The organism is Alteromonas sp. KUL17 (assembly GCF_006538305.1).
In the GTDB taxonomy this organism is placed as follows: domain Bacteria; phylum Pseudomonadota; class Gammaproteobacteria; order Enterobacterales; family Alteromonadaceae; genus Alteromonas; species Alteromonas macleodii.
In genome coordinates this window covers 80706-106054 of record NZ_BJKJ01000014.1, presented here as the reverse complement: position 1 = coordinate 106054, position 25349 = coordinate 80706, and the positions used below count along the sequence as shown (strand labels likewise).

28 protein-coding genes are annotated in these 25349 nt (G+C 43.7%); 16 read left to right on the top strand and 12 right to left on the bottom strand.

The window, feature by feature from the left end; genetic code table 11:
* Window positions 1-164: 164 nt before the first annotated feature.
* Window positions 165-1322, top strand: a complete 1158-nt coding sequence (locus KUL49_RS13420) for an S-(hydroxymethyl)glutathione dehydrogenase/class III alcohol dehydrogenase (protein ID WP_014950490.1) — start codon at window positions 165-167, stop codon at window positions 1320-1322.
* A gap of 54 nt (window positions 1323-1376) precedes the next feature.
* On the opposite strand, the gene KUL49_RS13415 is transcribed toward KUL49_RS13420, so the two are convergent.
* Both KUL49_RS13415 and KUL49_RS13410 read right to left on the bottom strand, forming a co-directional pair.
* Complete coding sequence (locus KUL49_RS13415; protein ID WP_131137607.1) at window positions 1377-2021, bottom strand: response regulator transcription factor; 645 nt, start codon at window positions 2019-2021, stop codon at window positions 1377-1379.
* Window positions 2018-3316, bottom strand: coding sequence for a sensor histidine kinase (locus tag KUL49_RS13410; protein WP_131137606.1), 1299 nt, complete (start codon window positions 3314-3316; stop codon window positions 2018-2020). Before KUL49_RS13410 ends, KUL49_RS13415 begins: the two co-directional genes overlap by 4 nt.
* A gap of 173 nt (window positions 3317-3489) precedes the next feature.
* Between KUL49_RS13410 and KUL49_RS13405 the strand changes: the two genes are divergently transcribed.
* The 6 genes from KUL49_RS13405 (at window position 3490) to arsB (ending at window position 8074) form a co-directional block, all read left to right on the top strand.
* On the top strand, window positions 3490-4257 hold the full coding sequence (locus KUL49_RS13405; RefSeq protein WP_131137605.1) for a hypothetical protein: 768 nt from the start codon (window positions 3490-3492) through the stop codon (window positions 4255-4257).
* Between the two features lie 170 nt (window positions 4258-4427).
* Window positions 4428-5117 (top strand): hypothetical protein, encoded by a 690-nt coding sequence (locus KUL49_RS13400; RefSeq protein WP_131137604.1) that lies wholly within the window; start codon window positions 4428-4430, stop codon window positions 5115-5117.
* Between the two features lie 142 nt (window positions 5118-5259).
* Window positions 5260-5604 carry a metalloregulator ArsR/SmtB family transcription factor gene (locus tag KUL49_RS13395; RefSeq protein WP_039226273.1) on the top strand — a complete coding sequence of 115 codons (345 nt, stop codon included), beginning with the start codon at window positions 5260-5262 and terminating at the stop codon, window positions 5602-5604.
* Between the two features lie 171 nt (window positions 5605-5775).
* The gene (locus KUL49_RS13390) at window positions 5776-6243 is read left to right on the top strand and encodes an arsenate reductase ArsC (protein WP_131137603.1); all 468 of its coding nucleotides are present in this window, start codon (window positions 5776-5778) and stop codon (window positions 6241-6243) included.
* Complete coding sequence (gene arsH, locus KUL49_RS13385) at window positions 6243-7010, top strand: arsenical resistance protein ArsH (RefSeq protein ID WP_131137602.1); 768 nt, start codon at window positions 6243-6245, stop codon at window positions 7008-7010. Before KUL49_RS13390 ends, arsH begins: the two co-directional genes overlap by 1 nt.
* Window positions 7011-7033: 23 nt before the next feature.
* Window positions 7034-8074: an ACR3 family arsenite efflux transporter gene (arsB, locus tag KUL49_RS13380; RefSeq protein ID WP_131137601.1), complete on the top strand. Its 1041-nt coding sequence runs from the start codon at window positions 7034-7036 to the stop codon at window positions 8072-8074.
* Between the two features lie 104 nt (window positions 8075-8178).
* Here arsB and KUL49_RS13375 read toward each other — a convergent pair whose 3' ends face one another.
* Window positions 8179-8577 (bottom strand): response regulator, encoded by a 399-nt coding sequence (locus tag KUL49_RS13375; RefSeq protein WP_131137600.1) that lies wholly within the window; start codon window positions 8575-8577, stop codon window positions 8179-8181.
* A 179-nt stretch (window positions 8578-8756) separates the two neighbouring features.
* Here KUL49_RS13375 and aceK point away from each other — a divergent pair, with 179 nt between their 5' ends.
* The 3 genes from aceK (at window position 8757) to KUL49_RS13360 (ending at window position 12864) form a co-directional block, all read left to right on the top strand.
* Window positions 8757-10487 carry a bifunctional isocitrate dehydrogenase kinase/phosphatase gene (gene aceK / locus KUL49_RS13370; RefSeq protein ID WP_131137599.1) on the top strand — a complete coding sequence of 577 codons (1731 nt, stop codon included), beginning with the start codon at window positions 8757-8759 and terminating at the stop codon, window positions 10485-10487.
* Window positions 10488-10786: 299 nt separating this feature from the next.
* Window positions 10787-11467 carry a response regulator transcription factor gene (locus KUL49_RS13365; protein WP_131137598.1) on the top strand — a complete coding sequence of 227 codons (681 nt, stop codon included), beginning with the start codon at window positions 10787-10789 and terminating at the stop codon, window positions 11465-11467.
* On the top strand, window positions 11464-12864 hold the full coding sequence (locus KUL49_RS13360) for a HAMP domain-containing sensor histidine kinase (RefSeq protein ID WP_131137597.1): 1401 nt from the start codon (window positions 11464-11466) through the stop codon (window positions 12862-12864). The genes KUL49_RS13365 and KUL49_RS13360 overlap by 4 nt, the downstream gene beginning before the upstream one ends.
* 108 nt (window positions 12865-12972) lie before the next feature.
* On the opposite strand, the gene KUL49_RS13355 is transcribed toward KUL49_RS13360, so the two are convergent.
* The 3 genes from KUL49_RS13355 to KUL49_RS13345 all read right to left on the bottom strand — a co-directional run bounded on the left by KUL49_RS13355 (window position 12973) and on the right by KUL49_RS13345 (window position 15101).
* On the bottom strand, window positions 12973-13611 hold the full coding sequence (locus KUL49_RS13355) for an RpiB/LacA/LacB family sugar-phosphate isomerase (RefSeq protein ID WP_131137596.1): 639 nt from the start codon (window positions 13609-13611) through the stop codon (window positions 12973-12975).
* Window positions 13612-13823: 212 nt separating this feature from the next.
* A complete protein-coding gene (locus KUL49_RS13350) occupies window positions 13824-14384 on the bottom strand; it encodes a DUF3833 domain-containing protein (RefSeq protein WP_014950505.1) in 561 nt (186 codons plus the stop codon).
* A gap of 60 nt (window positions 14385-14444) precedes the next feature.
* Window positions 14445-15101 carry a chalcone isomerase family protein gene (locus KUL49_RS13345; RefSeq protein ID WP_131137595.1) on the bottom strand — a complete coding sequence of 219 codons (657 nt, stop codon included), beginning with the start codon at window positions 15099-15101 and terminating at the stop codon, window positions 14445-14447.
* A 107-nt stretch (window positions 15102-15208) separates the two neighbouring features.
* On the opposite strand from KUL49_RS13345, the gene KUL49_RS13340 reads away from it, so the two are divergent.
* Together KUL49_RS13340 and KUL49_RS13335 are read left to right on the top strand one after the other, a co-directional pair.
* Window positions 15209-16138, top strand: coding sequence for a 1-aminocyclopropane-1-carboxylate deaminase/D-cysteine desulfhydrase (locus KUL49_RS13340; protein ID WP_131137594.1), 930 nt, complete (start codon window positions 15209-15211; stop codon window positions 16136-16138).
* 171 nt (window positions 16139-16309) lie between these two features.
* Window positions 16310-16555 (top strand): DUF4282 domain-containing protein, encoded by a 246-nt coding sequence (locus KUL49_RS13335; protein ID WP_014950508.1) that lies wholly within the window; start codon window positions 16310-16312, stop codon window positions 16553-16555.
* Between the two features lie 77 nt (window positions 16556-16632).
* Here the strand turns inward: KUL49_RS13335 and KUL49_RS13330 are convergent, their stop codons facing one another.
* Complete coding sequence (locus KUL49_RS13330) at window positions 16633-17445, bottom strand: sterol desaturase family protein (protein ID WP_131137593.1); 813 nt, start codon at window positions 17443-17445, stop codon at window positions 16633-16635.
* Window positions 17432-17860, bottom strand: a complete 429-nt coding sequence (locus KUL49_RS13325; RefSeq protein ID WP_131137592.1) for an SRPBCC family protein — start codon at window positions 17858-17860, stop codon at window positions 17432-17434. The genes KUL49_RS13330 and KUL49_RS13325 overlap by 14 nt, the downstream gene beginning before the upstream one ends.
* A 99-nt stretch (window positions 17861-17959) precedes the next feature.
* On the opposite strand from KUL49_RS13325, the gene KUL49_RS13320 reads away from it, so the two are divergent.
* The 4 genes from KUL49_RS13320 (at window position 17960) to nspC (ending at window position 22679) form a co-directional block, all read left to right on the top strand.
* Window positions 17960-19000, top strand: coding sequence for an AraC family transcriptional regulator (locus KUL49_RS13320; RefSeq protein WP_242633831.1), 1041 nt, complete (start codon window positions 17960-17962; stop codon window positions 18998-19000).
* Between the two features lie 458 nt (window positions 19001-19458).
* Window positions 19459-19869, top strand: coding sequence for a hypothetical protein (locus tag KUL49_RS13315; protein ID WP_014999348.1), 411 nt, complete (start codon window positions 19459-19461; stop codon window positions 19867-19869).
* A 300-nt stretch (window positions 19870-20169) separates the two neighbouring features.
* Window positions 20170-21372 (top strand): saccharopine dehydrogenase family protein, encoded by a 1203-nt coding sequence (locus tag KUL49_RS13310; protein ID WP_131137591.1) that lies wholly within the window; start codon window positions 20170-20172, stop codon window positions 21370-21372.
* Between the two features lie 176 nt (window positions 21373-21548).
* Complete coding sequence (nspC, locus tag KUL49_RS13305; protein ID WP_131137590.1) at window positions 21549-22679, top strand: carboxynorspermidine decarboxylase; 1131 nt, start codon at window positions 21549-21551, stop codon at window positions 22677-22679.
* A 229-nt stretch (window positions 22680-22908) separates the two neighbouring features.
* Here nspC and KUL49_RS21205 read toward each other — a convergent pair whose 3' ends face one another.
* From KUL49_RS21205 to rsmI, 4 genes are all read right to left on the bottom strand, one after another.
* A complete protein-coding gene (locus KUL49_RS21205) occupies window positions 22909-23412 on the bottom strand; it encodes a putative rhamnosyl transferase (protein WP_258312651.1) in 504 nt (167 codons plus the stop codon).
* 26 nt (window positions 23413-23438) lie between these two features.
* Window positions 23439-23744: a putative rhamnosyl transferase gene (locus KUL49_RS21200; RefSeq protein ID WP_258312649.1), complete on the bottom strand. Its 306-nt coding sequence runs from the start codon at window positions 23742-23744 to the stop codon at window positions 23439-23441.
* A gap of 271 nt (window positions 23745-24015) precedes the next feature.
* Window positions 24016-24279 (bottom strand): hypothetical protein, encoded by a 264-nt coding sequence (locus KUL49_RS13295; RefSeq protein ID WP_014950517.1) that lies wholly within the window; start codon window positions 24277-24279, stop codon window positions 24016-24018.
* 98 nt (window positions 24280-24377) lie between these two features.
* Window positions 24378-25214, bottom strand: a complete 837-nt coding sequence (rsmI, locus tag KUL49_RS13290; protein WP_014950518.1) for a 16S rRNA (cytidine(1402)-2'-O)-methyltransferase — start codon at window positions 25212-25214, stop codon at window positions 24378-24380.
* Window positions 25215-25349: the final 135 nt, after the last annotated feature.

Sequence of the window (25349 nt, the reverse complement as noted above, 5' to 3'; positions counted from 1 at the left end):
TGTTCAACACAGCGCGGTTTATTTAAGTACATTCTATTTGGCCAAATCAATTATTACAAATATGAAATAGTGATTCACTAAAACCGTATTTATCATTAGTAATCCGTCTCCTATACTTTGGCCTATAAAACATCATCGTATATTTATGATTAAGGAGTCATCACATGACATCGTTTAAAGATTCGTTGCAAGAAGGTCAAACGCACATTAAGTCAAAAGCTGCGGTGGCTTGGGGCCCGGGTGAGCCGTTAAAGATGGAAGAAGTTGACGTAGAGCTTCCTAAGAAAGGCGAAGTACTTGTACGCATCGTTGCAACTGGCGTATGCCACACTGATGCATTTACGCTGTCCGGTGATGATCCTGAAGGCGTATTCCCTTCAATTCTAGGCCACGAAGGTGGTGGTATTGTTGAAATGGTCGGTGAAGGTGTAACCAGCGTAGAAGTTGGTGATCACGTTATTCCTCTTTACACCGCAGAATGTGGCGAATGTAAGTTCTGTAAGTCAGGCAAAACTAACCTTTGCCAAGCAGTGCGCGAAACACAAGGTAAAGGCTTAATGCCAGACGGCACAAGCCGCTTCTCTAAAGATGGTGAGCCAATTTATCATTACATGGGCTGTTCAACGTTTTCTGAGTACACGGTTTTACCAGAAATATCGCTGGCGAAAGTAAACAAAACGGCGCCGTTAGAAGAAGTATGCTTACTTGGCTGTGGTGTGACAACCGGTATGGGCGCCGTGCTTAAAACGGCGAAAGTACAAGAAGGCGACACGGTTGCTATCTTTGGGTTAGGTGGTATCGGTCTATCTGCCATTATTGGTGCACGCATGGCAGGCGCCGGCCGCATTATTGGTATTGATATTAATGAAAGTAAGTTTGACCTAGCAAAACAGCTTGGTGCAACTGACGTGGTAAACCCTCAGAATTTCGATAAGCCTATTCAGGAAGTGATTGTTGAAATGACTGACGGCGGTGTTGACTACTCGTTTGAATGTATCGGCAACGTCAACGTGATGCGTTCTGCACTTGAGTGCTGTCACAAGGGTTGGGGCGAATCTGTGATCATTGGTGTAGCTGGTGCAGGACAAGAAATTTCAACGCGCCCATTCCAGTTAGTGACAGGTCGTGTATGGCGCGGCTCTGCATTTGGCGGTGTTAAAGGTCGTTCAGAGCTGCCAGGTATTGTAGAGCAATACCTAAATGGTGACTTTGGTCTTCAAGAGTTTATCACTCACACCATGGGTCTTGGTGACATTAACAATGCCTTTGATTTAATGCATAAAGGTGAAAGTATCCGCTCTGTTGTGCATATGGATAAATAATTTAAGCCTTAGCTCGGAACACGTTAGGAGAAGCTCTGCTTCTCCTTTTATCGATTACAATATCCCCTGCTCTAACGCCTTGAGTACTGCCCTCGTTCTATCTCGTACACCAAGCTTAGCCATGACTGAAGAAACTTGGTTCTTAATGGTGCCTGTTGATTTGAACATCGCATCTGCAATTTCTTTATTACTGTAACCCGCAGCGATCAAATGGAGAATTTCGACTTCTTTCTCAGTAAGTGGCTCTGGATTTTCAAACGACTCAAATTCTACGTTCAGTCCTTTCAAGCCTTGCAATACTTTTTCGGTTACCGCGGGCTGAATCAGCGTTTTGCCATTTTTTATTTGTGTAATAGTGTCTACCAGGGTTTCTAGCGATACATCTTTAAGCAGGTACCCTTTTGCACCGGCGCGCATAGCACCGTTTACCAGCTCGTGATCGTCAAACGTAGTGAGCATTAGCACTGGCGTACTAATCCCTTTATCACTCAGTGCAAGCAAAGTATCGATACCCGATAATTTGGGCATGCGAATATCCATTAATATCACATCACAGTTTAAAGCGTTTTCACTATCAATGAGCTGCTGACCATTTTCGTATTCGCCAACAACTTCAACGCTATCATCAAGCCCTAAAAGTGATTTGATGCCTTCCCTTACCAGCATTTGATCTTCAACTAAAATAAGGCGTGTTTTCATTCGCCCTCCGGTATGTGAATTGCGATGCGAAAACCCTGCTCAGTTTGTTGCCAGCTAATAGTTCCATTTAGCTCATTAACCCGTTCCTGCATTCCTTTTAGGCCATTGCCAGCCACCACATGACTTGAAGTGTCAGATGCCCTTGGTCCCTCTTCCTTTCGAACTCCTTTTGCACAAGCGCTTTCTGAATAGCTACATGATGCTTTGTCGAAGAACTGTATGCTACTTGGCTGCTCATCACTGAGTTTCTTATCTGCAGCATGCCGCACCATACTGTCGTGCATTAGTAGGTTGTAAGCGCCATTGTGTTGCGTCAGTGATAGGGAAAAATAATGCGCCTGTGTATGGCGGATCACGTTAGTTAGCGCCTCCTGCATACTTCGCAAAAGGCAATCGGCAATTCGCACGTTGGTTAACATCAAATTGTCGTCAATGTGTAGATTTACCATCGGCCTAGGCAAATCTTTAATTAGTGCGTTTACCGCTAATGAAAAATCAATAGCCGCATTTTCCCGAATGTCAGAAATCGCTTCTCTAACATCAGAGAGCAAAAGCTTTGCGATACTGTGGGACTGGTCAACGTGTTGCTTTATGGCTTGCGATTCAGTGCTTTCTAATAAATCCGCCTTTCTAGACGCGACTTGAAGGTTGATGGTAAGCGCCGTCAAATGATGCCCTAAAACATCGTGAATGTTTCGCGCTATACGCAGGCGTTCATCTTGAGTAAGCGCCTGCTTCATTAGTTGCTGAGTACTTAATAATTTTCTATTAAGCGCGTCAGCTTCTTCACGTGCTTTCGATTCTTTAATGGCCGTGTTTGACATGATCATGGCAAATAAATTGAATGTCCAAAACAGCGCGCCGGTTAAGACAGCTTGCTGCTCTTGCCACACCCATCCTTGGATGAGGATTGTGGGCAGAGCCAATGGTATTGAAAGCACGACGCACGTTTTCCAATTAACATAATAAGGAAGAATGGCGGACCAAATTACAATGAAGATGGCAAGGTAAGCATAGGGAAGCAAAAACTGGCACAGTACCGCTAATAGAAACATCGCCCATAACGTTGGCAGCCTTAACGAAGGCATACTGTGGTCATGCCTACTGACAATCACAAAAGTCACAGCTAGCATGCAAAAAATAGCAATGGCAGAGAGGGTTCGCCAATGCATGAACGAGTATTGATGATACAAGAAGTAAAGTGCAGAGCCGCTTACAAACATCCACGTAATGCATGCAGATGCGCGCTCAATATCGATGCTCACCCGCCAATGAGCAGGGATTGAGATTTTCATTCGTTTCTGACTACCTATATCTTTTCGTTCTTATAGCGTTACTTTGACAAAAAACACAGTTCAATGCATAGGCCAGAAGTCACTTTTTATTTCATGACTTCTGGCACTGTTGTCAATCTCGTGAAGTTATCACTATAAGCCTACAATTTTGTTCATTGCCAAAGGAAAGCAAGATGCAAACAATTCATGGCTTTATAGTAACGCTTCATATTTTAACGGGTGCTCTGTCACTTTTACTGTTTTGGGTGCCTAGTCTTACGAAAAAGGGCGGAAAATCCCACAAGCAATTTGGTGGTTACTATATAAAAGCAATGCTATTTACGTCTATTAGTGGCGTTATCAGCTCTACTATGGTGTTGTTTATTCCGCTAGTCATCTACCCAACAATGCCCGAGCACTTTGAGTCTGTTGCTTATTTCACTGCCTATCTTAGAGGTCAATATCTCTTTTTGCTGATGTTAAGCCTGTTGGTATGGAACAACGTAAGGCATTCCGTAGCGGTGCTTAAAGCGAAGCAAAATCTTGAGCAACTGCGTACTATCGAGTATCTGTGGCTACCCGCTCTGCTTATTGTTGTAGCTTCTATTGCATTGTATCAAGGTATTACGTACGGCATTACGTTAACCTGTATTTTTGCCCCTATCGCGCTGTTAAATGCCATTGGTATTGCGCGCTATGTTTATCAAAAAAACATCGTGGCAGGTGCGTGGGTAACTGAGCACATTGGGCATATCATTGGTTCTGGTATTGGAGCATATACCGCATTTTTTGCCTTTGGAGGACGCGTACTATTTGAAGGCTCGCCGTCACTGCAAATTGTCAGTTGGGTTCTACCTGCTCTTATAGGCGTTCCTTTTTCAATCTGGCTTAGCTGTAAATACAAACCAAAATCATCTGGTCGTAATACGTCTTCTTTAAAACCTAAGGTAGTGAAAAGTTAAACTTAAAAGTGATATATAAAAATTCAATTCAGCAGTTGTTATCAATGCCACGGTTAGGGCCTGTTTACATAACGGTGGCATTGCCACTTGGACAACAAGCCATCAAATGTGTAACGTAAGAAATGGCAATAACGCCATCACTAACCAGTGTGAACATCGAGCGCTAAATTATGAAAAAGCACCAATCAGCAGCACTTAAAATATTGAAAGATACACTATCATTTCAAACGTCTAAGCGTAGTCTCGCTGTTAGTGCGGCCTGTATTAGTTTAGGGCTAGTTTTAAGTGCACATGCGAACGCATATCATGAAGACAATTCAACACCGCAAACCAGTGACCGAGCGCAAATGAATACCACACCGACACTTGCAACGCTCACTAACTTCCAAAAAAACGCGCCCTTCATGTATTCTTCGGGCTTGCCTGATGCCTCTCATCTTTCTTTGTTAAAAGAGGAAGGAGTGACGCACGTTATAGACTTGATCCCAGGAAATCGAGCTAGTGAGATTTTAACTACCTCAGAATTAGGGCTCGACTACTTTAATGTGCCCGTTGATTGGGAAGGCCCCACATTAGCCAACTTTTTAAACTACGCAGCATTCATGCAAAGCGTAGATATCGAAAAAGACAAGGTACTCACGCACTGCAAACTGAATTGGCGAGGTGCCGCTTTTACCTATCTTTATAGAATTAACGTACTGGGAGAAAGTGAACAAGCTGCCAAAAAAGACCTTATGGCTATTTGGCACCCGAATCCAACATGGTTCGCCTTCATGAACGAGGTAATTGCCCACTACAATGAGGTAAACGGTAAAGAAGTAGCGATGTCGTTCGAGGCTGCCGCTCCTGAAAACCACTAAATTTCTGGCTTACCGAGAATAATGGCGGTCTAAGACCCTCTCGTCCCCACCAAACATATATGAAATTTCAGATTCATCATTGACACATACGGAATTTCATATACGATACATCACATACGAAATTTCATATGTGATGTGATTTATGTCGACTTGTTCTGATTCTGCGCAGCTACAGCCTTTAACATTTTTCAAATGCTTGTCGGAAGACACCCGCTTAAAGACGCTTTTAATGCTCAGCATAAAAGGTGAGCTATGCGTGTGCGACCTTACTGATGCGCTTCAATTAAGCCAGCCCAAAATTTCACGCCATCTCGCTGACTTACGAAAGTGCGGTTTAGTTCTCGATACTCGTAAGGGCAAATGGGTGTATTACCAGCTCCATCCTGACCTACCCGCTTGGGCGCTGGAGGTCATTAAGAACACCGCTATTCACAACAATGAGTATATTAGCGAGGCGTTAGCGAATTTGTCCTGCGAGAATTGCTAGATTCCAAACTTTCTGAATGGCACAAAGACCGCTGCAAAAATGCACAGCAAAGGTCAACAGGCCCTAGTGTTAATTGCAGCTTAATACGTCGCCAAGTATCTGTTTTTTCGAAGTCTTATTCTATCTATTACAGCTACCCACAGTAGCCTCGACCATTAAACAAGGTTTTTTATGAAGATTTTATATATTTGTACGCACAACCGTTGCCGCAGCATTCTTTGCGAGGCCATCACTAACGCCTCGAACGGCAATGTTGAAGCTCGTAGTGCTGGCAGCCAGCCTGTCGGTGAAGTACACCCTCTTTCTCTTAAATACCTTGCAGAGCGAGGATTTGATACAAACGGGCTTCAAAGTCAGTCGTGGGATGAATTTGAAGATTTTGACGCTGATCTTGTCGTCACCGTTTGTGATTCAGCGGCGGGTGAGTCATGCCCTGTTTATTTCGGTAAATCGCTTAAAGTGCACTGGGGCTTAGAAGACCCGTCAAAGTTAGAAGGTAGCGAGCAAGAGAAAGCCGCCGCATTCAACAACACCATAGATATTATTGAAAAACGTGTAGCGGCATTAGCAGAACTTGCTGAGAAAAACTTAGATAAAGCAGCACTTAAAGAGGCACTATCAAAATTAGGTGCCCAGTAATGAGTAAAGGTGAATCAATGAGCCCAAATGTATCCGAAAGCCCAGACATATCATCAGCACAAAGCCCTTCTGATAACGCGGTAATGGAACAAATGCAAAAGCCCATTATGGCTAACTTTACATCAACGTTCTCAGATCACAAGCCGCGCATTTTGTTACTTTACGGCTCGCTGCGAGAACGCTCGTACAGCCGCCTAGTAATTGAAGAGTCGGCGCGGTTGCTCGAATACTTTGGCGCTGAAGCCAAAATCTTTGACCCTCGTGGATTGCCGCAGCCAGATACTGAAGATGAGTCACATCCGAAAGTTAAAGAGCTACGCGAGCTTATGATGTGGTCTGAAGGTCAAATTTGGTGTTCACCTGAGCGTCACGGCAGCATGACTGGCATTATGAAAAGCATGATCGATTGGGTACCGCTTAGCCTTGGTGGCGTGCGTCCGACACAAGGGAAAACGCTGGCCATTATGCAGGTATCTGGTGGCTCACAATCATTTAATGCAGTAAATCAAATGCGTATTTTAGGACGCTGGATGCGCATGTTAACCATCCCTAACCAGTCTTCTGTAGCAAAAGCGTTTTTAGAATTTGAAGACGATGGTCGCATGAAACCGTCCCCTTACTACAACCGCATAGTGGACGTAGTTGAAGAGTTGGTGAAATTTACTTTGCTTACCCGCGACAACAAGGACTTTTTAGTTGATCGCTATTCCGAGCGCGTTGAAAGCGCAGAGGAAGTGAGTAAGCGTGTTAATCAAAAATCGCTGTAAAATTAAGACAAAGGTGAGTAGAAATGGGGTTCTTTGAACGTTATTTATCAGTGTGGGTTGGTCTTTGCATTATTGCGGGGGTGGGCCTAGGTTATACTTTGCCTGGCGTATTCGAGTCTATTGCAGCGCTTGAATATGCACACGTAAATCTTGTAGTGGCAGTACTTATTTGGCTAATGATTTACCCAATGATGGTGCAAATAGACTTCGGCTCTATTAAAGATGTGGGTAAAAAACCAAAAGGCTTAGTGCTTACACTCGTGGTTAACTGGCTTATTAAGCCATTCACTATGGCGCTCTTGGGCTGGCTATTCTTTAAAGGTATTTTTGCCGACTGGGTAGACCCGCAAACCGCTACTGAATACATTGCCGGCATGATTTTACTGGGCGTTGCTCCTTGTACTGCCATGGTTTTTGTCTGGAGTCACCTAACAAAAGGAGACGCTAACTATACGCTGGTGCAGGTATCGATAAACGACCTTATTATGGTCGTTGCCTTTGCACCACTTACCGCCATGCTGCTTGGCGTAACAGATATCACTGTTCCTTGGGACACACTGCTTCTTTCTGTAGCGCTCTATGTAGTATTACCGTTGGTCGCGGGTTATATAACGCGCCGCCACTTGGAAAACAAAAACAACAGCGCGCAGAAAACAGGTTCAGGAAATGACGCTGTTAACGCGCTAGTAAGTAAATTTAAGCCGTTCTCAGTAATTGGGTTACTGCTTACTATTGTTATTTTGTTTGGCCTTCAAGCAGAAACTATATTATCGCAGCCCCAAGATATCGTACTTATTGCGATACCACTGCTAATACAAACTTACGGTATTTTTGCTATTGCCTACTTTGCAGCAAAACGCATGAAACTACCGCACAATGTTGCAGCGCCGGCATGTATGATTGGTACGTCAAACTTCTTTGAATTGGCAGTAGCCGTAGCCATTTCACTATTTGGCTTACACAGCGGCGCAGCACTTGCCACTGTGGTGGGTGTATTAGTTGAAGTGCCCGTTATGCTTTCGCTAGTGTGGTTTGCGAACAAAACGCGCCACTGGTTTGACTAAGCGCATATGAAAAAGGGCGAACCGCAGTTCGCCCCTTTTCATCAATTTTTCTCATCAACCTTTATCAACGCTTTTTACAACGCTCTTTATAAGTCGTTAAAATCTTAACCCGCAATCGCTGGTTTGTAAGTATCGGGAAGAATAAAGCCAAAGCGCTGCAAAACTGACGTTAGTACGTCTCGCTTTATCGGCTTTTCAATAAAACCCAGTGCACCTAAAGACATCACTTTTTCTTGCATCATTGGCTGAATATCGCCAGACACGACGATAACAAACGTTTCTAGTTGACGGCGTTTTATTTCACTCAACACACTGATACCACCAAGAACAGGCATGGTCAGGTCCAGTAAAACCAAATCTATTGTGTGATGAGCCAATACTTCCAACGCGTCCATACCATTTGACACTTCGTAAATAGTTTCAGCAAAGCCATCTGGCAAATTGCTTCTCGCCATTTTTCGCGCCAGCGCCGAGTCATCACAAATAAGAATATTAAAACCCATCAAATACAAACTTATAATTGGTTATTAATCCGCCAACAGAATACATTAAACGAAAGTATAATAAAACAAAAAAGTGTCTGATAATTGGTAACTTAATCGCTATCTGCGCCAGACTTCACTCTTCAAGCTATCTATTTTGTGGTAGATATAGCGAGTAACAAAATAAGGAACACAAGACCATGCAAGAGTTAGCTACTAGCCAAGACAAGAGTTTGGTAAGAAAGGTTGCCTATCAAATTTTGTCTCATTTCGATAAGAGTTATCGATGGTTCACCCGCATCACTCGTGGCGCTCAAGAAAGGTTCGAAAAAGGAAATTGGAAAGAAACTCAGCTTGCCTCTAAAGAGCGAATAACCATTTACGAGCAAAGCCTGTCAGATGCTGTCGCCGAAATTTATCAGCTAACTCAAGTACATCAAAAAGACGACGCTTTCTGGCAAGAGCTTAAGAAAGTATTTGCATTACAGCTAGAAGGCCACCCGCAGTTTGAGCTAGCCGAAACCTTTTACAACTCTGTAATTGGCCGCTTGTTTAAACATAGAAAAATCGATAACGATATGATGTTTGTCTTGCCCAGCCGCTGTTTCTTACCCGGGCAAGACAGAGACAAAGTGATTAACAGCTTCGACACCACCACCACGGTGCGTGAAATGTACGAGTCAATTTTTAAGATATATCGATACAACATTCCATTTGAAAACTTCGAGCGAGACCTACAGAACCTTGAAAGCGCGCTTCGCGCTCGGTTGAATAAGGAGCAGCTAGCCAGCGTTCAAGCTGTGGAAATCCTTAAGCCTACGTTTTTTAGAGGAAAAGCCGCTTACCTGATTGGGCGAATTTGCATGCCCGACGAAACGCTGCCGTTTGTTATCGCTATGAGACGCTATAACGAACCCCATATGTTTGTGGATGCGCTGCTAACTGATCGCACAGACTTAAGCGTTATTTTCGGTTTTGCTCGCAGCTACTTTATGGCTGACACTCAAAACCCTGCGGAAGTTGCCGCCTTTCTTCAAGAGCTTCTCCCCAATAAAAAGCACTTCGAGCTGTACATGGCAATGGGACACTACAAGCACGGTAAAACAGTGTTTTATCGCAACTTCTTGCAGCACATGGACGAGTCGGACGACAAATTTGAGGCCGCCCCGGGCATTCGAGGCCTGGTCATGATGGTTTTCCATCTTCCGTCTTATGGCGTGGTGTTTAAGATTATTAAAGACGAGTTTGCAGAGAGCAAAAAAATCACGCGTGAGCACGTTAAGGAATGCTACAAACTCGTAAAAATGTCAGACCGTGTGGGCCGAATGGCCGACACTCATGAATATGTGAATTTTAGGTTTCCGCTAGACAGAATTGAGCCTGAGTTAATTGATGAACTCAAAGAGACGTGTGCATCGAGCTTAGAATTCACTGAATCTGAACTCATCATTAAACACATGTACATTGAACGGAAAATGACGCCGCTTAATCTGTATCTACAAGAAGAAACAGATGAAGAGAAAATTACCCGTGCACTAGATGAGCTTGGACTGTGCATTAAGCAAATTGCCATGGCCAACATATTTCCTGGCGACATGCTACATAAAAACTTCGGTATTACCCGTCATGGCCGCGTTATTTTCTACGACTATGATGAAATTTGTTTAATGAATGAGCGCAATTTTAGATCCCTGCCGAAATCTGACGATCCTTATGCTATTGATACGCTCTCGGTAGCGCCTAACGACGTATTCCCTGAACAGTTTGAGCATTTCATTGTAGGTAAACGCAAGTTCAAAGATATACTTAAATCGTTACACGGTGATTTGATGACCCCTGAATATTGGCACGAAGTTCAGGAAAAATGTGCACGAGGCGATGTTCAACACTTCACGCCTTATAACGCCAGCATGCGTTTTGACAGAGGCTAACTAAGTTAAGTGTTTGATTAAGGTGCACGTTGACCGGGGCCCCAGTGTAGTTCAATAGTGTAGAGCAAGCCAATGCACTGTGCATGCGCCCCCTAGGGCACTAGACACCTGAACAAATTGTCGCTACATGCGAAAAAGCTTAAAAGTGATCGTTTCGTTACTTAACACTCGTAAAAGCATGTGAAAGCGATACTGCTTTGCGACTGCTTGATTTTGCTTGCTGACGATTAATCGCCACATAATGGCAACAGCAACGCCAAACAAGTGTGTGAATGTTGATAAACAAAAGAAGCGTAATAATGAAAGTGCTACTTGTAGAAGATGATCCAAAGGTTGCCTCGCACATTGCAAATGGACTATTGGGTGAAGGGCATGAATGTATTACTGTAGGTGATGGAACATCAGGCTACCAACAGGCGTCAAGTAACGAATTAGACGCCGTAATTCTGGATGTGATGCTGCCCGAACTCGACGGTTTTTCTGTTTTAGAAAAACTTCGCGAAGAAGGCAACACAACGCCCGTTTTATTACTGAGTGCAAAAAGTCAGGTTGAAGACAAGGTCAAAGGCCTTCGCACAGGCGCTAATGATTATTTAACTAAGCCTTTTGCCTTTGAAGAGTTACTTGCTCGCGTTGAGGGCCTTGCAGGTCGTAACAAAAAAGGTGAAGACAAAACGCTGATAAAAGTAGGCGACCTCACTCTAGACCTGGTTAACCGCAAAGTACTGCGTGGCGATCAAGAGATCGACCTGCAGTCTAAAGAATTTCAATTGCTTGAATGCCTGCTCCGTCACAAGGGTAAAGTCGTGACGCGAAGCATGCTGCTTGAGCAGGTTTGGAACTATCATTTCGACCCGCAAACGAATGTGATAGATGTTCACATTAGCCGCTTGCGTCAAAAAGTGGATAAGGCGTTTAATGTCCCGCTTATCGAAACCGTAAGAGGCACAGGGTATCGAATAGCGGATGGGCTTGCATGATAGCAATACGCGACTTTACGCGTAGTTCAAGTTTTCGCGTAGGCGTATTGCTCACCACTCTAGCTTGTATTGCCATTGTTTTAATTGTTTATTTTTGGCGATTAACGAGCAGCGACTTGTTTATTTCGGAATCGAATGCTGCCGTTAATGCCAAAACAAACGCGCTTATTACTCTCTATGAAAACCTCGGTATTGACGCGGTTAAGTTAGCGATAGCCAAAGACAATGGCCAACATTCGCCAAATGGCTCAACAATCACCTCAGCCTCCGACCACCTACGTTCATTTGTTGCACTGAGTAAAGATGAACAAGTTGTGGCTGGCAATTTGTCGTCAATTCCCCTTGTTCTTGAGCGCCACAAAGGCGCCAGTTTTGCTACCGCAGAAATAGTTATCACACGCCCCAATAGCACAACGAGAAAAACGCTGCGCCAAGCACTTATGAGAGAAGTAACCCTTGGCGATCAAGTGCTTTACGTTGGTCGTGGCATTGACGATTTATACAGCGCACAGTGGTTTGGTAAAACGTTCAGCTGGATCATTGTGGTGTTGCTTTGTACCTTGAGTGTGCTGAGCTTCGCTATAGCCGTTTACGTGGTTAATCGAATTAACCGCATGTCGCAAACGGCGGATAAGATTATCAAAACGGGAAACCTGCAAGAGCGTTTAGAAATTGACAGTAATTGGGACGATCTGAGCAGTTTGTCATTTGTGTTTAATCAAATGCTCGATACTATCGAGAGTTCAGTCAACAATATAAAGTCAGTGACCGATAGCATCGCCCATGACCTTCGCACTCCATTATCTCGACTTCGTAACACGCTAGAAAAAATCGAAGACACTCAACTAAGGGAAGATACAACTCAAGAAGCCGACAACCTTCTAAACATGTTTAACAGCTTGTTACGCATAAGTGGGCTTGAAACCACCAATAAGAAAGAAGGCTTTTGTTCCACTGACGTACGCGCCATCGTAGAGGACGTGGTTGACCTGTATCACCCCCTTGCAGAAGAGCGCGACATTACCCTATCGAGCGAGCTCGATGCAGTTACAATGCTTGCCGATCCTAACCTGCTATTTCAAGCTGTAGCTAACGTGTTAGACAACGCCATAAAGTACTCTAACGAAAAAAGTGTGGTCACCGTAAAGCTCTCTACCACAGCAAGTCATATCGTGATTGCCGTGAACGATGCGGGAATTGGCGTGGGAGAACATGAAATTGTGAATCTGGAGCGCCGATTTTATCGGGCAGACGGCAGTAGAACCAGTAAGGGAAATGGGTTGGGCTTATCGCTTGTGTCTGCCATTGTGAAGTTACACGACGGCCACATTTGGTTTATTCACGACCCGCTAGTTAAAGGGCACGGGTTAGGTGTGGTATTTACATTTAAGCGTTAAACTTTGGACTATTGCTTTTGTCGACAAAAAATAAAAAACGCTGACGCTTTTTTCTTAGCATCAGCGTTTTTATCCTACATTTTCAACGTTGTGATTTGTGCCAGTCGCTTACGCTAACAGCGACTTCACGTACGCTTTAATCTCTTCATCTTGACCGTGGTCAAATAGACACTGCTGGAAACGCTCGCCAGATACGGCTGTTTTAACCAGTTCAACGTCCATTTTTTTCAGTGAATCGACGTAGCTCTCTGGAGCCAACGCACGTTTCAAATCTGCGAGAATACCAGCGTTTCGTACTTGAGGTTCTTTACGTTCAACGGGATAGCCCGCGCCACGCTCGCCTGTTAACGCTTTCTCAAAGATATAACGCGCATTAAGTTCAGCGCCCCATCCAAAGCCTTTTGCAAAAGGTAACGCTAACGCATTTCCATTGTTAACTTGGTTAAACAAAAATGCATCTGAAGGGTCGATACAATAACCGCAAAATACGCCTGGATGAGCATTCAATGACATCATAGCCCCTTGACCCGTACCACAGCCTGAAATCACAAAATCGACAACTTTTGAGTTGAGTAGAATAGCTCCCATTATGCCTAAGTGCACATAGGTAAGATGGTGATCAGTTTCGCTGTTCATACCCACATTGAATACAGCGTGTCCCAGTGAGTCCGCCACGCTTGTAAGCTCATTTAATATTACCGGATTCTTAGCCGCCTGACTGTTTTCCATCATCAATGCAACTTTCATGAACGCTCCTAAGCAAAGAAAAATAACGAATTAAACGCTTACATTAGCATGGAACGAAATGCCACCTCACGGGTAATGCCAAAGTAAATGTCGATTAGTTTCAAATGTGAAACGAAAACGGAAATATATGAAGATGGAGGGCCGACGAGTAACAACTCACTGACCAGTAAATCTACTGGCCAGCATTTTTCAAAAACGAGGTTAATGGCGTATTAGTCTGTTTGTTTTTGCATAAATATGGTGACTTCTGCCATCACAATGCCAAACTTACGAATATACGAACGGTTCATCATAGTACTGTCGTCAAATGCCCAAAACCAATCGTCAAACGTCACTGAATAGGTAGTGTCATCCACCGGCAAATCCATCTCGTAATGAAAGTTAAATGCGTTGCCAAAGCTTGTGCCCTTGGCTGGACCATCAATGTCACTCGCGCGACCCACATAGCTATTATCACTCTGCTTTACGATGGTCCAAGTACGGGACGTTGGACCGTCGCCCACACCGTAATTAAAGGATTCATCAAGGGTTAACGTATCGCCATCTACTGAACCATCGATGTCTACTACGAACCTTTGCACCACCTCGCCCGAGCGGTTCTGAACAATGCCCCAGGCTTTAACGTTCCCATCAAAAAATTGCTCAATATCGAAAACAGGCGATACAGACCTGTAGTCTTCACCATCGACTGAAACAGAGCATCCGGATAGCCCTGCCACCGTTAAAGCGGCAATTCCGATTCCTAAAACAAACTTCACCGTATTCTTTATCACTTTCGCAACCTTAATCAATTGACGAGATAGACTTGGCGTAATGCTAATAAAGCGTTGCCCTTATCCGTTTCCCAATAACTTCTTTCTAAATTTTGGCTCAGACGTTTTATCGCTTAGCCAGATATCAAAAAAACGCTGTGTAAATACTTTGTCTTCAATTTCATCAGCCTTTTCACCGTTCACGTAAAACACACTCGTGCCATCTTTCGTAGCGATACCGGTAATGACATCGCCCTCGCTGACGTCAGGAAAGATACTATTCATTAGGGAAAGCCACTTGTCTGAGTCGTCAGCCGATAGGTCTCCTTGCTTTTTCATTTCATCGATAGAACGCTGGGCAATTTTCTTGCCTTCCAAGTCTCGCTGGTACGTTAACTTTAGTGCAAAGGGGGGCTGGTTTTGGTAAGCGCCATCAGGCGCATAAAGCTCACCGGTATACACATCCCAGAAGTAGTAAGAGAACATTCCTTTTCCAACGAGCTTTGCATTGGGAACATAATTGCTGATGTGCTTTGCATCTGGCTCTTGCGCAACCGCATTCTTTGACATGATTAGCCCGCTTGTTGATAACGAAACAAAAAGAATGATGGAAAACATCTTCGCAGCCATGCTAGCGCTATACATCGAATATCCCCACACACCACTGGCACTTTCTGGGCGCATTGGTAAGGATTTAGCTCTCAACTGGCGAAATAGGCCATACATTTTGATAACCATAACTATGCTCTTATTAGCGTAATAAACATTACAGGTCTTTTATTGAATTTCTATCTGGTTATACTCTTGCCTCCACACATTTGATCAACTGACACTAGGCTCTCGTTGTGCTTCCCCTTGATGTATTTAAATCGTCATTAACCCTGCCCTCACCGCTAGTCCCATTTAAGCCAAATTGGGAAGGTGCCAGCAAGGTATCGCTATTTGTTAAACGTGATGATGCTATTCACCCTGTAATGTCAGGTAATAAATGGCGAAAGCTAAGTCATGCGCTCACCAGCCCGTTGCCAAAAACGATTGTGAGTTTCGGCGGCGGTTTTTCTAACCACCTGCATGCACTAGGCTTTGTTTGTTATAAATTGGGCATTCCTTTTAACGCCGTTATTCGCGGTGACTACAGCGCTGCACCTACACCCATGATTGAGGATTTGAAAAGTTGGGGCACCCGTATCGACTATGTAGACCGAGTCACTTACAAAAAGCGAAACGATAGCGCATATCTACTTCATCTTAAGCAGCAGCAACCTGACGCGATGATCATTCCTGAGGGCGGAAGCCAAGCACAAGCGCTTCAAGGGATAAAGGACATGGTTGATGAAATCGACATAGACTTTGATTTTATTGTCGCTCCTGTCGCTAGTGGGGCCACTTTGGCGGGAATAGTCAGTGCATTGAATAAACGTAATGAAAATAATGCGAAAGACACTCTCCATCACACTGGTTGCAACGCTGTCGGTGTTGGCGTGCTGAAGGGTGAAGACTACTTAGAAGGATTAGTCGAACAATTTCTTCCAGCCTCGCTTGGGCGGTCAAATTGGCATATTGACCACAACTACCACTTCGGTGGTTACGCCAAAGCGCCAAATGAGCTTCAAACCTTCTGCAACGATTTTAATAATACTTTCGATTTTGATATCGAGCCTGTTTATTCCGGCAAAGCCTTTTGGGCAGTTAAAGATATGCTGGCCAAAGGTATGTTTGAAGACGGGTCACGCATTGTTGTACTGCACACAGGCGGCTTGCAAGGCGCAAGATAAAACCTTTTATAACAGAGTGTTGCGCTCACTACCTTTCGGTGTTACAACTATCCCTGTGAGCTTGCTCACAATTCTTTTAAACACTAAACAACGATAACAACAAGAAGTTTGTCGCAGGATGCGGCATAAACATTAGCGCTTGCTACCTGCAAACTTCATCAAGGAATGATTATGAAAGATATTTTCTTCTTCGACTCAATGTTAACCCCTAAGATTATCACTTTCGTGTACTGGCTATTGCTTTTAGGATCTGTGGTAAGTGGCGTCACAACGATGTTTGTAGGGTACGACGCGAGTTTTGTATACGGCCTATTTATTATCGTGTCTGGCTGTATTGGCGCAAGAATATGGTGCGAACTGCTTATCGTACTTTTCAAAATTCACAGCAACCTTCAGAAAATTGCTAGTAAAGAATAGTGCTATACCAAGGCTAGCGCTTCTCTAGGTAGCGCTGGCAATCCATCTAGTACTTTGATTGTGTAAGACCATTAGTATCAATCTGCGACAGGATAGCCAAACAACCGCTTTAACTTTGCTTTAATCCCTTTTGCGTGTTGAAGCTGTTCACGAAGCACACCTATTTGACTGAAGTTGGCGCTAAGTGGATTGTCCTTAGGCATTTTTCCTAAAATGCCGTACTTTATCCTTATCGTTTTGTCTTCTTCAGCGAACGTGCCGAATAACTTATCCCATATAATAAGTACGCCACCATAATTTTTATCAATGTAAGGTTTATTCGTTGCGTGATGAATACGGTGATGCGTAGGCGTGTTGAAGATGCGCTCTACCCAGCCTAAGTGTCCAATCGTTTGAGTGTGCACGAAAAACTGGTACGCCAGATTGATAGCGACAATGGCAAAGACCAGACTTGGCGAAAAACCAACAAGAATCATGGGTACCCAGAAGAGCCACATGCCCACAAACGGATACAAAACGCTTTGCCTGAAAGCCGTAGTAAAATTCATTTTTGTTGAACTGTGATGTACCACATGCGCTAGCCAAAACCAGTGTATGTTGTGTGACGCGCGATGAAACCAGTAATACAAAAAGTCTTGTAGGACAAAACCTGCAAAAAGTGACAGTGCACTAAGCTCTACTTTAAATAGTGAAAACTGGTGCAACCAAATAAAAAAAGGCATTAGTAGAAGCAATACTAAGGCATCAGAGCCCTGGTGAAGTAGTGCAAGTAAGGCATTATTCACACTGTCTTTTACATTGTAAAACTGTCGTGCTTTTTTAAATTCAACAAAAACACACAGTAGAAATACGGGGCTCAAGCCTAGCAAAATAAGTTCAACGGGGATCAAAGCGTGCTCCTAACTTATCTAGACATTGCTCAATATCGTTTTGCAGTAGGCGCGACAGTAACCAGCTAGGTATGTACCAGGGGGCGCGACAGGTTATGCGATAAGAAACCTTTGTAACATTTTCTTGTGACGTGAACGCAATAGCGCCCCTGTGCGCCTTCACTGGGAAGTCATCAACCACTCTATACTCAATGCCGTTTGTATCTGCGTGAACAATCTCTTCTTTAAAGCGTACTCCCAGAATAGTGACTTCTCTTACGCAGCCCTTTCCGCCGCTAATCTCATTATCATTTTCTGCTTTCAATACCTTAAATGACGCGTTGAAAAAATCGCTTAAATTCTGGTGATCAAGCAGCGTATCGCGCAGTTCTTTGGGCATGGCAGCAATATTTTTTTGGTAGTAAACGTTAACCATCTACGTTATTTCCTTTTTTGACGGCTCCTAGCATAAATTGACATTTCTATTTTATCTTGCGTTAATGCGACAGTGTTTTTGTTATTTTGCGACAAGCATATGCCATCAGTTTCCTCAGCCTATATCCAAAGTACGGTGAGCTATTTAGTTAGCTTAGGCGTTAATGCCGACAATGTTTCGTTAACTACCCAAAAGCATGACTCACTGTCTGGCTCTTCACGTGTTGATATGGATGTATACGTTGAGCTGTTAAACCAAGGGGTCGCATTAACCAACAATTCGTTATTTGGTTTTGAATTAGGTAAACATATTCAGGCGAAAGATTACGGGGTGCTGGGTTACCTTGTTGAAAGCTGCGAAAACTTGGCTCAAGCCATAAATGCGCTTACCCGCTTTGACGCTTTAGTCGCTGACATCGGCACCACTAGCGTGTTTTTCGAACCTGACAATACCCGCGTTGAGTGGGTACCCAAAAGCGCCGATTGCAAGCAGATGGTATTGCGCAACACCACAGCCTGGGTAGCAACTGTCTACAAGATATTAGGTTCTGCCTGTAAACTGAATGCCATCACCTTTACGTTTCCTTTGAGCGATTCGGAAAAAGCCATGCTAGCGATGTGGTTCAATTGTGAGGTGGTTGAAAACGCCAACACCAACGCCATTATTTTTCCTCAGCACCTTTTACATATTACATTTACCAGCGAGAACAAAGCGATGTTTAGTGCGCTCGTAAAAGTATCCGAAGAAGAACTAATGGCGAGCAAAGGCGGCGACCGTGTTCAATGTGCCAATAGCCAGTTCTACGCTAATCAGCATGAAGACATAAGTCATAGAGTCGTTGCGCTTTTAAAAGCCAATCCAACCTTAAAAGGCTGCGATCAGCAACGCGTAGCCAATGCACTTTTTATCAGTCCGCGCACCTTACAGCGAAAATTGAAGCAAAGTGGCACTAGTTTTCAACAAATTCTCAATAGCGAACGCAAAGCCCGCTTAGATGATTTGCTGAAACATCACTCCATCGCTGATACCGCAGATTTATTGGGGTTTCAGGAACAATCATCATTTACCCACGCCTTTAAAAAGTGGTACTCAACAACACCACTGAAATACCAAAAACAACTTTTAGCGCCTTACAGCTAATGTCCACTTCCTCATCGCCGAACTATTAAGTCGCGTTGAAAAACAACCGATAAAAAGCAATCGCTCTAGGGACTGTTGACCTTTGGTGTACGAATTTTGGTCTAAATGGAAGCCTTTTAATCGCGAAACAGTCCTGCAAGCCTAGCGGGCTAAGTTAAAGGACTGTGACAAAGAGTAAAAGGCTTCCATAACGACCCCTTCGGGCAGCGCCTTTGTGCCATCTATACTGCGTTGAATGTTCTCGATTTAGAACCACTAAACCGTCAAACATTCGCCTTGTCTAGATGGCACACAGACCGCTGCAAAAATGTACAACAAAGGTCAACAGGCCCTAGGTTAGTCTCTTAGTATGAAATGGTAATGTTTAGCTATCGCAATGGTGAATATTAAACTAATGTGACGCAGTAAGCGTAGGTATTAGCAAGTGTCCAGCAACGCTAACTTACAGGAGATGCGCTATGATCGACCGTCCAGTTACATTGCCAACGCCATTAAACGTACTCGTGTCGAAGTCACTAAGCTTATGTGAGCTTATGTTACCCGTATGCGATGTGTTTTACCCCTTTGCTGCCATCTATGAAAACGGCCGAGTAGGTTGTATTTTCAACGACGAAACACAAGGTAAGAAGCGAGAGTCACAGCTTATCGAGCAGCTTCAGTGGCGAATTATCGATACCACCACCGACACAAACAGCTACAGCGTATTGGTTTATGCTGCGGCGGTTAATACCCAAGACAGTAAAACCCTCGACGCCATTGCCATAGCCACTGCTACACCAAATCATGAAGAGCGTTTGATTCTTTACCCTTATTACAAAGTTGATGATAAGGTAGTCATATCGCCACCAATTGATACGGTTACCCGCTGAAATTCGAGCGACTTTATATTTTAAACCGAGCAGAATTGCAGACACGTTATTAATTTTAAAAACGTGTCTGCTTTCGTATCAGCTCAAACTTCTATTGAACGACGTATCTCGGCGTAGACCATAAACGGTCAATAATGAGGCCTTGGAAAGGTAGGCCGCTAGTAGGTGTGCAATACCTTTTACATTCGTTGTTACGATTAAAATTTTTTGTACTGTCATGGGCTGTCTTTGCTTGCCAAATCCCATTGGTCTGCTAGCATTCAGCCCAAAATTCATTAGCAAAATTAGGGATTAGTTATTATGTCTCGCGTTTTAATTATTGGTGCTGGCGGTGTTGCGTCGGTAACTGTGAAAAAATGTGCACGTTTACCGCAACATTTCGACGAAATTTACTTAGCAAGCCGCACGGTATCTAAGTGTGAAGCGCTACAGCAAGAAGTAGGTGCAGATCGCGTTAAGGGTGTTTTCGCTGTTGATGCTGACAACGCAAAAGAAGTGGAAGCACTTATCAACGAAGTAAAGCCAGACCTAGTAATCAACCTTGCGTTGCCATATCAAGACCTTCCAATCATGGATGCATGTCTTGCAACTAATACTGATTACCTAGACACCGCCAATTACGAGCCTAAAGACGAAGCGAAATTTGAATACTCGTGGCAGTGGGCTTACCAAGACAAGTTTAAAGACGCGGGCATTATGGCCCTTCTTGGCAGTGGCTTTGATCCAGGTGTAACTAACGTTTACACAGCATATGCAGCTAAGCATTACTTCGACGAAATCCACTATCTTGATATCGTAGACTGTAACGGGGGCGATCACGGCCAGGCTTTCGCGACTAACTTCAACCCTGAAATCAACATTCGTGAGATTACCCAACGCGGTCGCTATTGGGAAAACGGCGAGTGGAAAGAAACCGATCCGTTAAGCGTACGTGAAGATCTGGACTATCAAAACATTGGTGTTCGCGCATCTTACCTGTTGTTCCACGAAGAGCTAGAGTCTATTGTTAAGCACTTCCCTACCCTTAAGCGTGCACGCTTCTGGATGACCTTTGGCGATGCTTACCTTAACCACCTGCGTGTACTTGAAGGTATTGGTATGACTAGCATTGAGCCAGTTGAATTCCAAGGCCAGAAGATTGTACCACTAGAGTTCTTGAAAGCAGTACTTCCTAACCCAGGCTCACTTGCTGAAGGTTATAGCGGTATGACGTGCATTGGCACTTACATCACAGGCATTAAAGATGGCAAAGAAAAAACTATCTTTATCTATAACAACTGTGACCACGCGAAATGTAACGAAGAGGTAGGCGCGCAAGCAGTATCTTACACCACAGGTGTTCCTGCGATGATTGGCGCAGCGCTTATGCTTAACGGCACATGGAAAGAAGCAGGTGTATGGAACATGGAACAATTCGATCCAGACCCATTCATGGATATGCTTAACGAGCATGGTCTGCCATGGCACGTACTCGAATGTGAAGGTAGCCCTTTCACTAAATAATTGAAACATCAGGGCGCTTAATTCAAGCGCCCTTTTTTATTAACGCCACTATTTAAATCTAGATCAGATTACTGGAATGTAGGATACAGAGTAGTTTTGAGCTACGACCTGTAATGTAATACATTAGGCGTTTGATAAATGTTGAAAGCCGTTTTATTTTTTGGAGCTTTATCCCATTGACCGATTTAACTCAACGTACTGATATTCCCTCTCCTTGCTACGTGCTGGAAGAAGCAAAATTAATTAAAAACCTTGAGCTGATGAAACGGGTTCAAGACGAATCTGGCGCGCGCATTATCTTGGCGCTTAAAGGATTTTCTATGTGGTCTTGCTTCGACATCATCAAACAGTACTTACACGGAGCAACGGCCAGTTCGGTTTGGGAGGCGAAACTTGCTGCAGAGATGGGTAAAGAAGTGCACGCATATTCTCCTGCGTACAAGGTTAATGACGCAAAGGAATTGGCGAGTCTTGTTAATCACCTGTCTTTTAATAGTTTGACCCAGTGGAACGCGCATAAAGACGTGCTAGCAGGCGTGTCGTTAGGCCTTCGTATAAACCCTGAGCATCAAGAAGCAGATACGCCACTGTACGACCCAGCTGCACCAGGTTCTCGCTTAGGCATACGTGCTAGTGAGCTAGAAGGCGTAGACTTATCGGGTATTGAAGGTTTTCACTGCCACAACCTTTGTGAGTGTGATTCTTTTGCTACTGCACGCACGCTTGAAGCCATTGAAAAGCGTTTTGGCAAATGGCTTGGTCAATTAAAGTGGTTAAACCTAGGTGGCGGGCACCTGATGACCCGTGAAGGGTATGATGTTGAGCACCTCATCAACACACTAAAAGACTTTAAAGCCCGTTACCCACACCTAGACGTAATTCTTGAGCCAGGGTCTGCGGTAGCATGGCAGACAGGGCCATTAATTTGCGAAGTGGTTGATATGGTAGAAAATGACGGAGATATCGCTATTCTAGACATTTCAGCTACTGCACATATGCCAGATGTGCTGGAAATGCCTTATCGCCCTACAATTTTGGGCGCGGGTATGCCTAATGAAAAAGCATATAATGTGAAGCTAGGTGGCAATTCGTGCCTTGCAGGCGATGTCATTGATACCTACTCATTCGATGCGCCGCTTAAGGCCGGCGATCGATTACAGTTTGAGGACATGATGCATTACACCATGGTGAAAACCACCTTCTTCAACGGTGTAGAGCATCCTGCTATCGGCATCCTGCGTTCTAACGGCGACTTTGAGCTGGTTCGCGAATTCAGCTACGAAGACTTTAAAGGTCGTTTGTCTTAATTAGCCTTTTTTGTAATTGGCTAATTGTTAATGAGCCGTTTTACGGGCAAGCTGTTTGATTAAACAAACAGCTTGCTAATTTGCACGGCTCACACAGTAAATTCCCTACTATCTGATTCACCTTAATCAATGAACCCCTCATTTTTCTCGGGTTAATATTAAACCCAAATATGAGTTAATAGTCACCAGAGAAGACTGATGCGAACACTAAGTAGTTTTAGATAACTACTTAAGAAAATAACGCCCTCTTCATCAGCTTAAAATTCACCTTCCAATTTGTCTTAATTTTATGCTTTAGCGCGCTTTTTCTACTGACTTTGGGATCTTCAACGTTTGCAATAACGTCTTCAAGGGCAGCAGGGTGTAAATTAAAATCTTCAACCCTTTCTTTTGGAACATTTCCATAGCCTTTATATTCATTCACCTTGTTTTCAAAATGAATAATCGACATCCACATTCGCTTTCCTCTGATAGGCGTCAGTTCTTTTACACCACTCCAATATCCGTGCCTTTCTTGATACCAGATGGTTTTAAAATCTTTACTTTTTTCAATTAAACTCATAAACGGATTATGCACATGTGAGTGCAGGCCTAGCCTTACACGAGGCGCTACCTGCAGCGTATATCCGTCAACAAAGTCAATTGCCATAAAAGATTGCTCTGAAAATTGATTCTGTACTTCTTTAACGAAGTCTTGGTGAAGGCTATCATCGTTATCAAGCCTCGTCGTAATAAGAAAGGGGGCTGTTAATCTGGACGCTATTTCTTTTTTATAGACGGGTAAAAGTTTTCCATTCCGTCTGCGTAAATAGGGATAAAATTGGAGAATTTTAAAGCTAGCTCGTTTATTTTTTCGCGATAAATTTCTGGTGTATTCGTGTCGAAAAATACTAGCCATTCAAAGTTTTTTACCGTTTGAGATTTTATAGACGAATAACAGTACTGCTCAAACAGCTTCAATCTGTTTTCCATCCAGCTATCAGTTAAAACTTTGGATTGAGATTTGGTCTCATCCCAACCTTTTTTTCGAAGATTAAAGCGCGTTAATATGAAATGCTGAAACATGATAATGCCGTTGAATATAAGAAAATGAATTTACAAAGAAAAAGAATGCAAAAGGCATATTGAAATAATACCAATAAAAACTATTCTTTTACGACATTTTTTCTTTTTCTTTGTTAACTAAGACCCACAAAACGTTAATTCGCTCACATTATTTCCTGAAAAAGGAAAAACTGAATTGATTTCAGGTCGAAGCGAGGCCTTAGCATTCAAGTAAACAACGTAGGAATTCATCGCGCATTGATTTTTTATGGCGGCGCGATGGGGTTAGTGACTATACAACTCCACTTCCCGACGCCGCCTCAGATTTGTCTATCTCACCTTCAGCCAGTACTTCGTCATCTAACTCAATTTTAAATGACGTTCCTGCTTTTCCATGCAGGCTATAACGAAAGCCGTACATTTCGCCTTCATTAAGAGAAACTTCCGCAAAGGTATTAGGGTGGATTAAGTCGTAAACACCTGAGTCGTTAGCTTGAGAAAATATATCAACTAACCATTTTCCTTCTGACATGGTAATTTTGAGTGTTTTTGTCATATGAGCCTCCATAAACCTCAGTCCTTTTTGAACTGGGCAGTTGACGTGAATTACACTCCTTTGTATTTATTCTAAGGCCCTTAAGATCAACAACGTGTTTACGCTTTTGCGTCTAGCCCAGCTTGATAAAGCGCATTCTTTTTCAAGTCATAGTGAGTGGCGACCACCGCCGCGGCCTTTTTAAGCGGCATGTGCTCACACAAAACACTTAGCAACGACATTGCCTCACTAGGTATCGCCTGGTCACTTACCTTCGCGGGGCCAATCATGACGACGAATTCGCCTTTCTGGTGCGCAACATCCGCATTGAGATAATCAATTACATCTTGCGCGCTGCCACTCACGTAGGTTTCGAAGGTTTTGGATAGCTCTTTCGCTACAACAATCTGGCGTTCGCCTAGAACGCGCTGTATATCAGTAACGGTGTCTAAAATTCGTCGTGGGGCTTCATAGTAAACTGTGGTGAACGTTCTATCTATTAGCGCTGACAACACGCTTTCACGTGCCTGCACTTTAACCGGTAGAAATCCTTCAAATATAAACTTGTCTGTTGGCAGTCCCGAAGCACTTAATGCTGTAATTGCAGCACATGGGCCCGGCAGAGCGCTAACCGGAATACCTTGCTCACGGCACTTGCGTACCAAAACAAAGCCCGGGTCGCTGATTAACGGTGTTCCAGCATCACTTATTAATGCTACCGACTCACCGCCCTTTAAACGCTCACAAAGCATTGCTGTGCGCTTATCTTCGTTATGCTCGTGCAGAGAAAGAGTTTTCGTTCCAATGCTAAAGTGCTGTAAGAGTCGAGCGCTGTGACGGGTGTCCTCGGCAGCGATCCAGCTTACTTCACTTAATACGCGTATTGCTCTGGCACTTATGTCGTCTAAATTACCAATAGGTGTTGGAACAATATATAAGGTGGCGGTGTCTGTCATAACAGTGATTAAGTCTTACGTTAATTTTGAAGAATATGCGATAAGTGTATCACGCCATTAGTCCAGATTATGCTGGCAAGCGTAGATTTTCACACTGGTTAAGATAAACTTGGCCTATAACGATGTAAAAGGAAT

Excerpts from the sequence above, each read along its gene's own strand:
- KUL49_RS13395 (WP_039226273.1), top strand. The coding sequence starts at position 5,260 with ATGTCGACTTGTTCTGATTCTGCGCAGCTACAGCCTTTAACATTTTTC.
- arsB (WP_131137601.1), top strand. The coding sequence starts at position 7,034 with ATGGGGTTCTTTGAACGTTATTTATCAGTGTGGGTTGGTCTTTGCATT.
- arsH (WP_131137602.1), top strand. The coding sequence starts at position 6,243 with ATGAGTAAAGGTGAATCAATGAGCCCAAATGTATCCGAAAGCCCAGAC.
- KUL49_RS13400 (WP_131137604.1), top strand. The coding sequence starts at position 4,428 with ATGAAAAAGCACCAATCAGCAGCACTTAAAATATTGAAAGATACACTA.
- KUL49_RS13355 (WP_131137596.1), bottom strand. The coding sequence starts at position 13,611 with ATGAAAGTTGCATTGATGATGGAAAACAGTCAGGCGGCTAAGAATCCG.
- KUL49_RS13320 (WP_242633831.1), top strand. The coding sequence starts at position 17,960 with ATGCCATCAGTTTCCTCAGCCTATATCCAAAGTACGGTGAGCTATTTA.
- KUL49_RS13335 (WP_014950508.1), top strand. The coding sequence starts at position 16,310 with ATGAAAGATATTTTCTTCTTCGACTCAATGTTAACCCCTAAGATTATC.
- KUL49_RS13295 (WP_014950517.1), bottom strand. The coding sequence starts at position 24,279 with ATGACAAAAACACTCAAAATTACCATGTCAGAAGGAAAATGGTTAGTT.
- aceK (WP_131137599.1), top strand. The coding sequence starts at position 8,757 with ATGCAAGAGTTAGCTACTAGCCAAGACAAGAGTTTGGTAAGAAAGGTT.
- KUL49_RS13345 (WP_131137595.1), bottom strand. The coding sequence starts at position 15,101 with ATGGTTATCAAAATGTATGGCCTATTTCGCCAGTTGAGAGCTAAATCC.
- KUL49_RS13410 (WP_131137606.1), bottom strand. The coding sequence starts at position 3,316 with ATGAAAATCTCAATCCCTGCTCATTGGCGGGTGAGCATCGATATTGAG.
- KUL49_RS21200 (WP_258312649.1), bottom strand. The coding sequence starts at position 23,744 with ATGTTTCAGCATTTCATATTAACGCGCTTTAATCTTCGAAAAAAAGGT.
- KUL49_RS13310 (WP_131137591.1), top strand. The coding sequence starts at position 20,170 with ATGTCTCGCGTTTTAATTATTGGTGCTGGCGGTGTTGCGTCGGTAACT.
- KUL49_RS13375 (WP_131137600.1), bottom strand. The coding sequence starts at position 8,577 with ATGGGTTTTAATATTCTTATTTGTGATGACTCGGCGCTGGCGCGAAAA.
- KUL49_RS13325 (WP_131137592.1), bottom strand. The coding sequence starts at position 17,860 with ATGGTTAACGTTTACTACCAAAAAAATATTGCTGCCATGCCCAAAGAA.
- KUL49_RS13405 (WP_131137605.1), top strand. The coding sequence starts at position 3,490 with ATGCAAACAATTCATGGCTTTATAGTAACGCTTCATATTTTAACGGGT.
- KUL49_RS13315 (WP_014999348.1), top strand. The coding sequence starts at position 19,459 with ATGATCGACCGTCCAGTTACATTGCCAACGCCATTAAACGTACTCGTG.
- KUL49_RS13390 (WP_131137603.1), top strand. The coding sequence starts at position 5,776 with ATGAAGATTTTATATATTTGTACGCACAACCGTTGCCGCAGCATTCTT.
- KUL49_RS13365 (WP_131137598.1), top strand. The coding sequence starts at position 10,787 with ATGAAAGTGCTACTTGTAGAAGATGATCCAAAGGTTGCCTCGCACATT.
- rsmI (WP_014950518.1), bottom strand. The coding sequence starts at position 25,214 with ATGACAGACACCGCCACCTTATATATTGTTCCAACACCTATTGGTAAT.
- KUL49_RS13360 (WP_131137597.1), top strand. The coding sequence starts at position 11,464 with ATGATAGCAATACGCGACTTTACGCGTAGTTCAAGTTTTCGCGTAGGC.
- KUL49_RS13420 (WP_014950490.1), top strand. The coding sequence starts at position 165 with ATGACATCGTTTAAAGATTCGTTGCAAGAAGGTCAAACGCACATTAAG.
- KUL49_RS13415 (WP_131137607.1), bottom strand. The coding sequence starts at position 2,021 with ATGAAAACACGCCTTATTTTAGTTGAAGATCAAATGCTGGTAAGGGAA.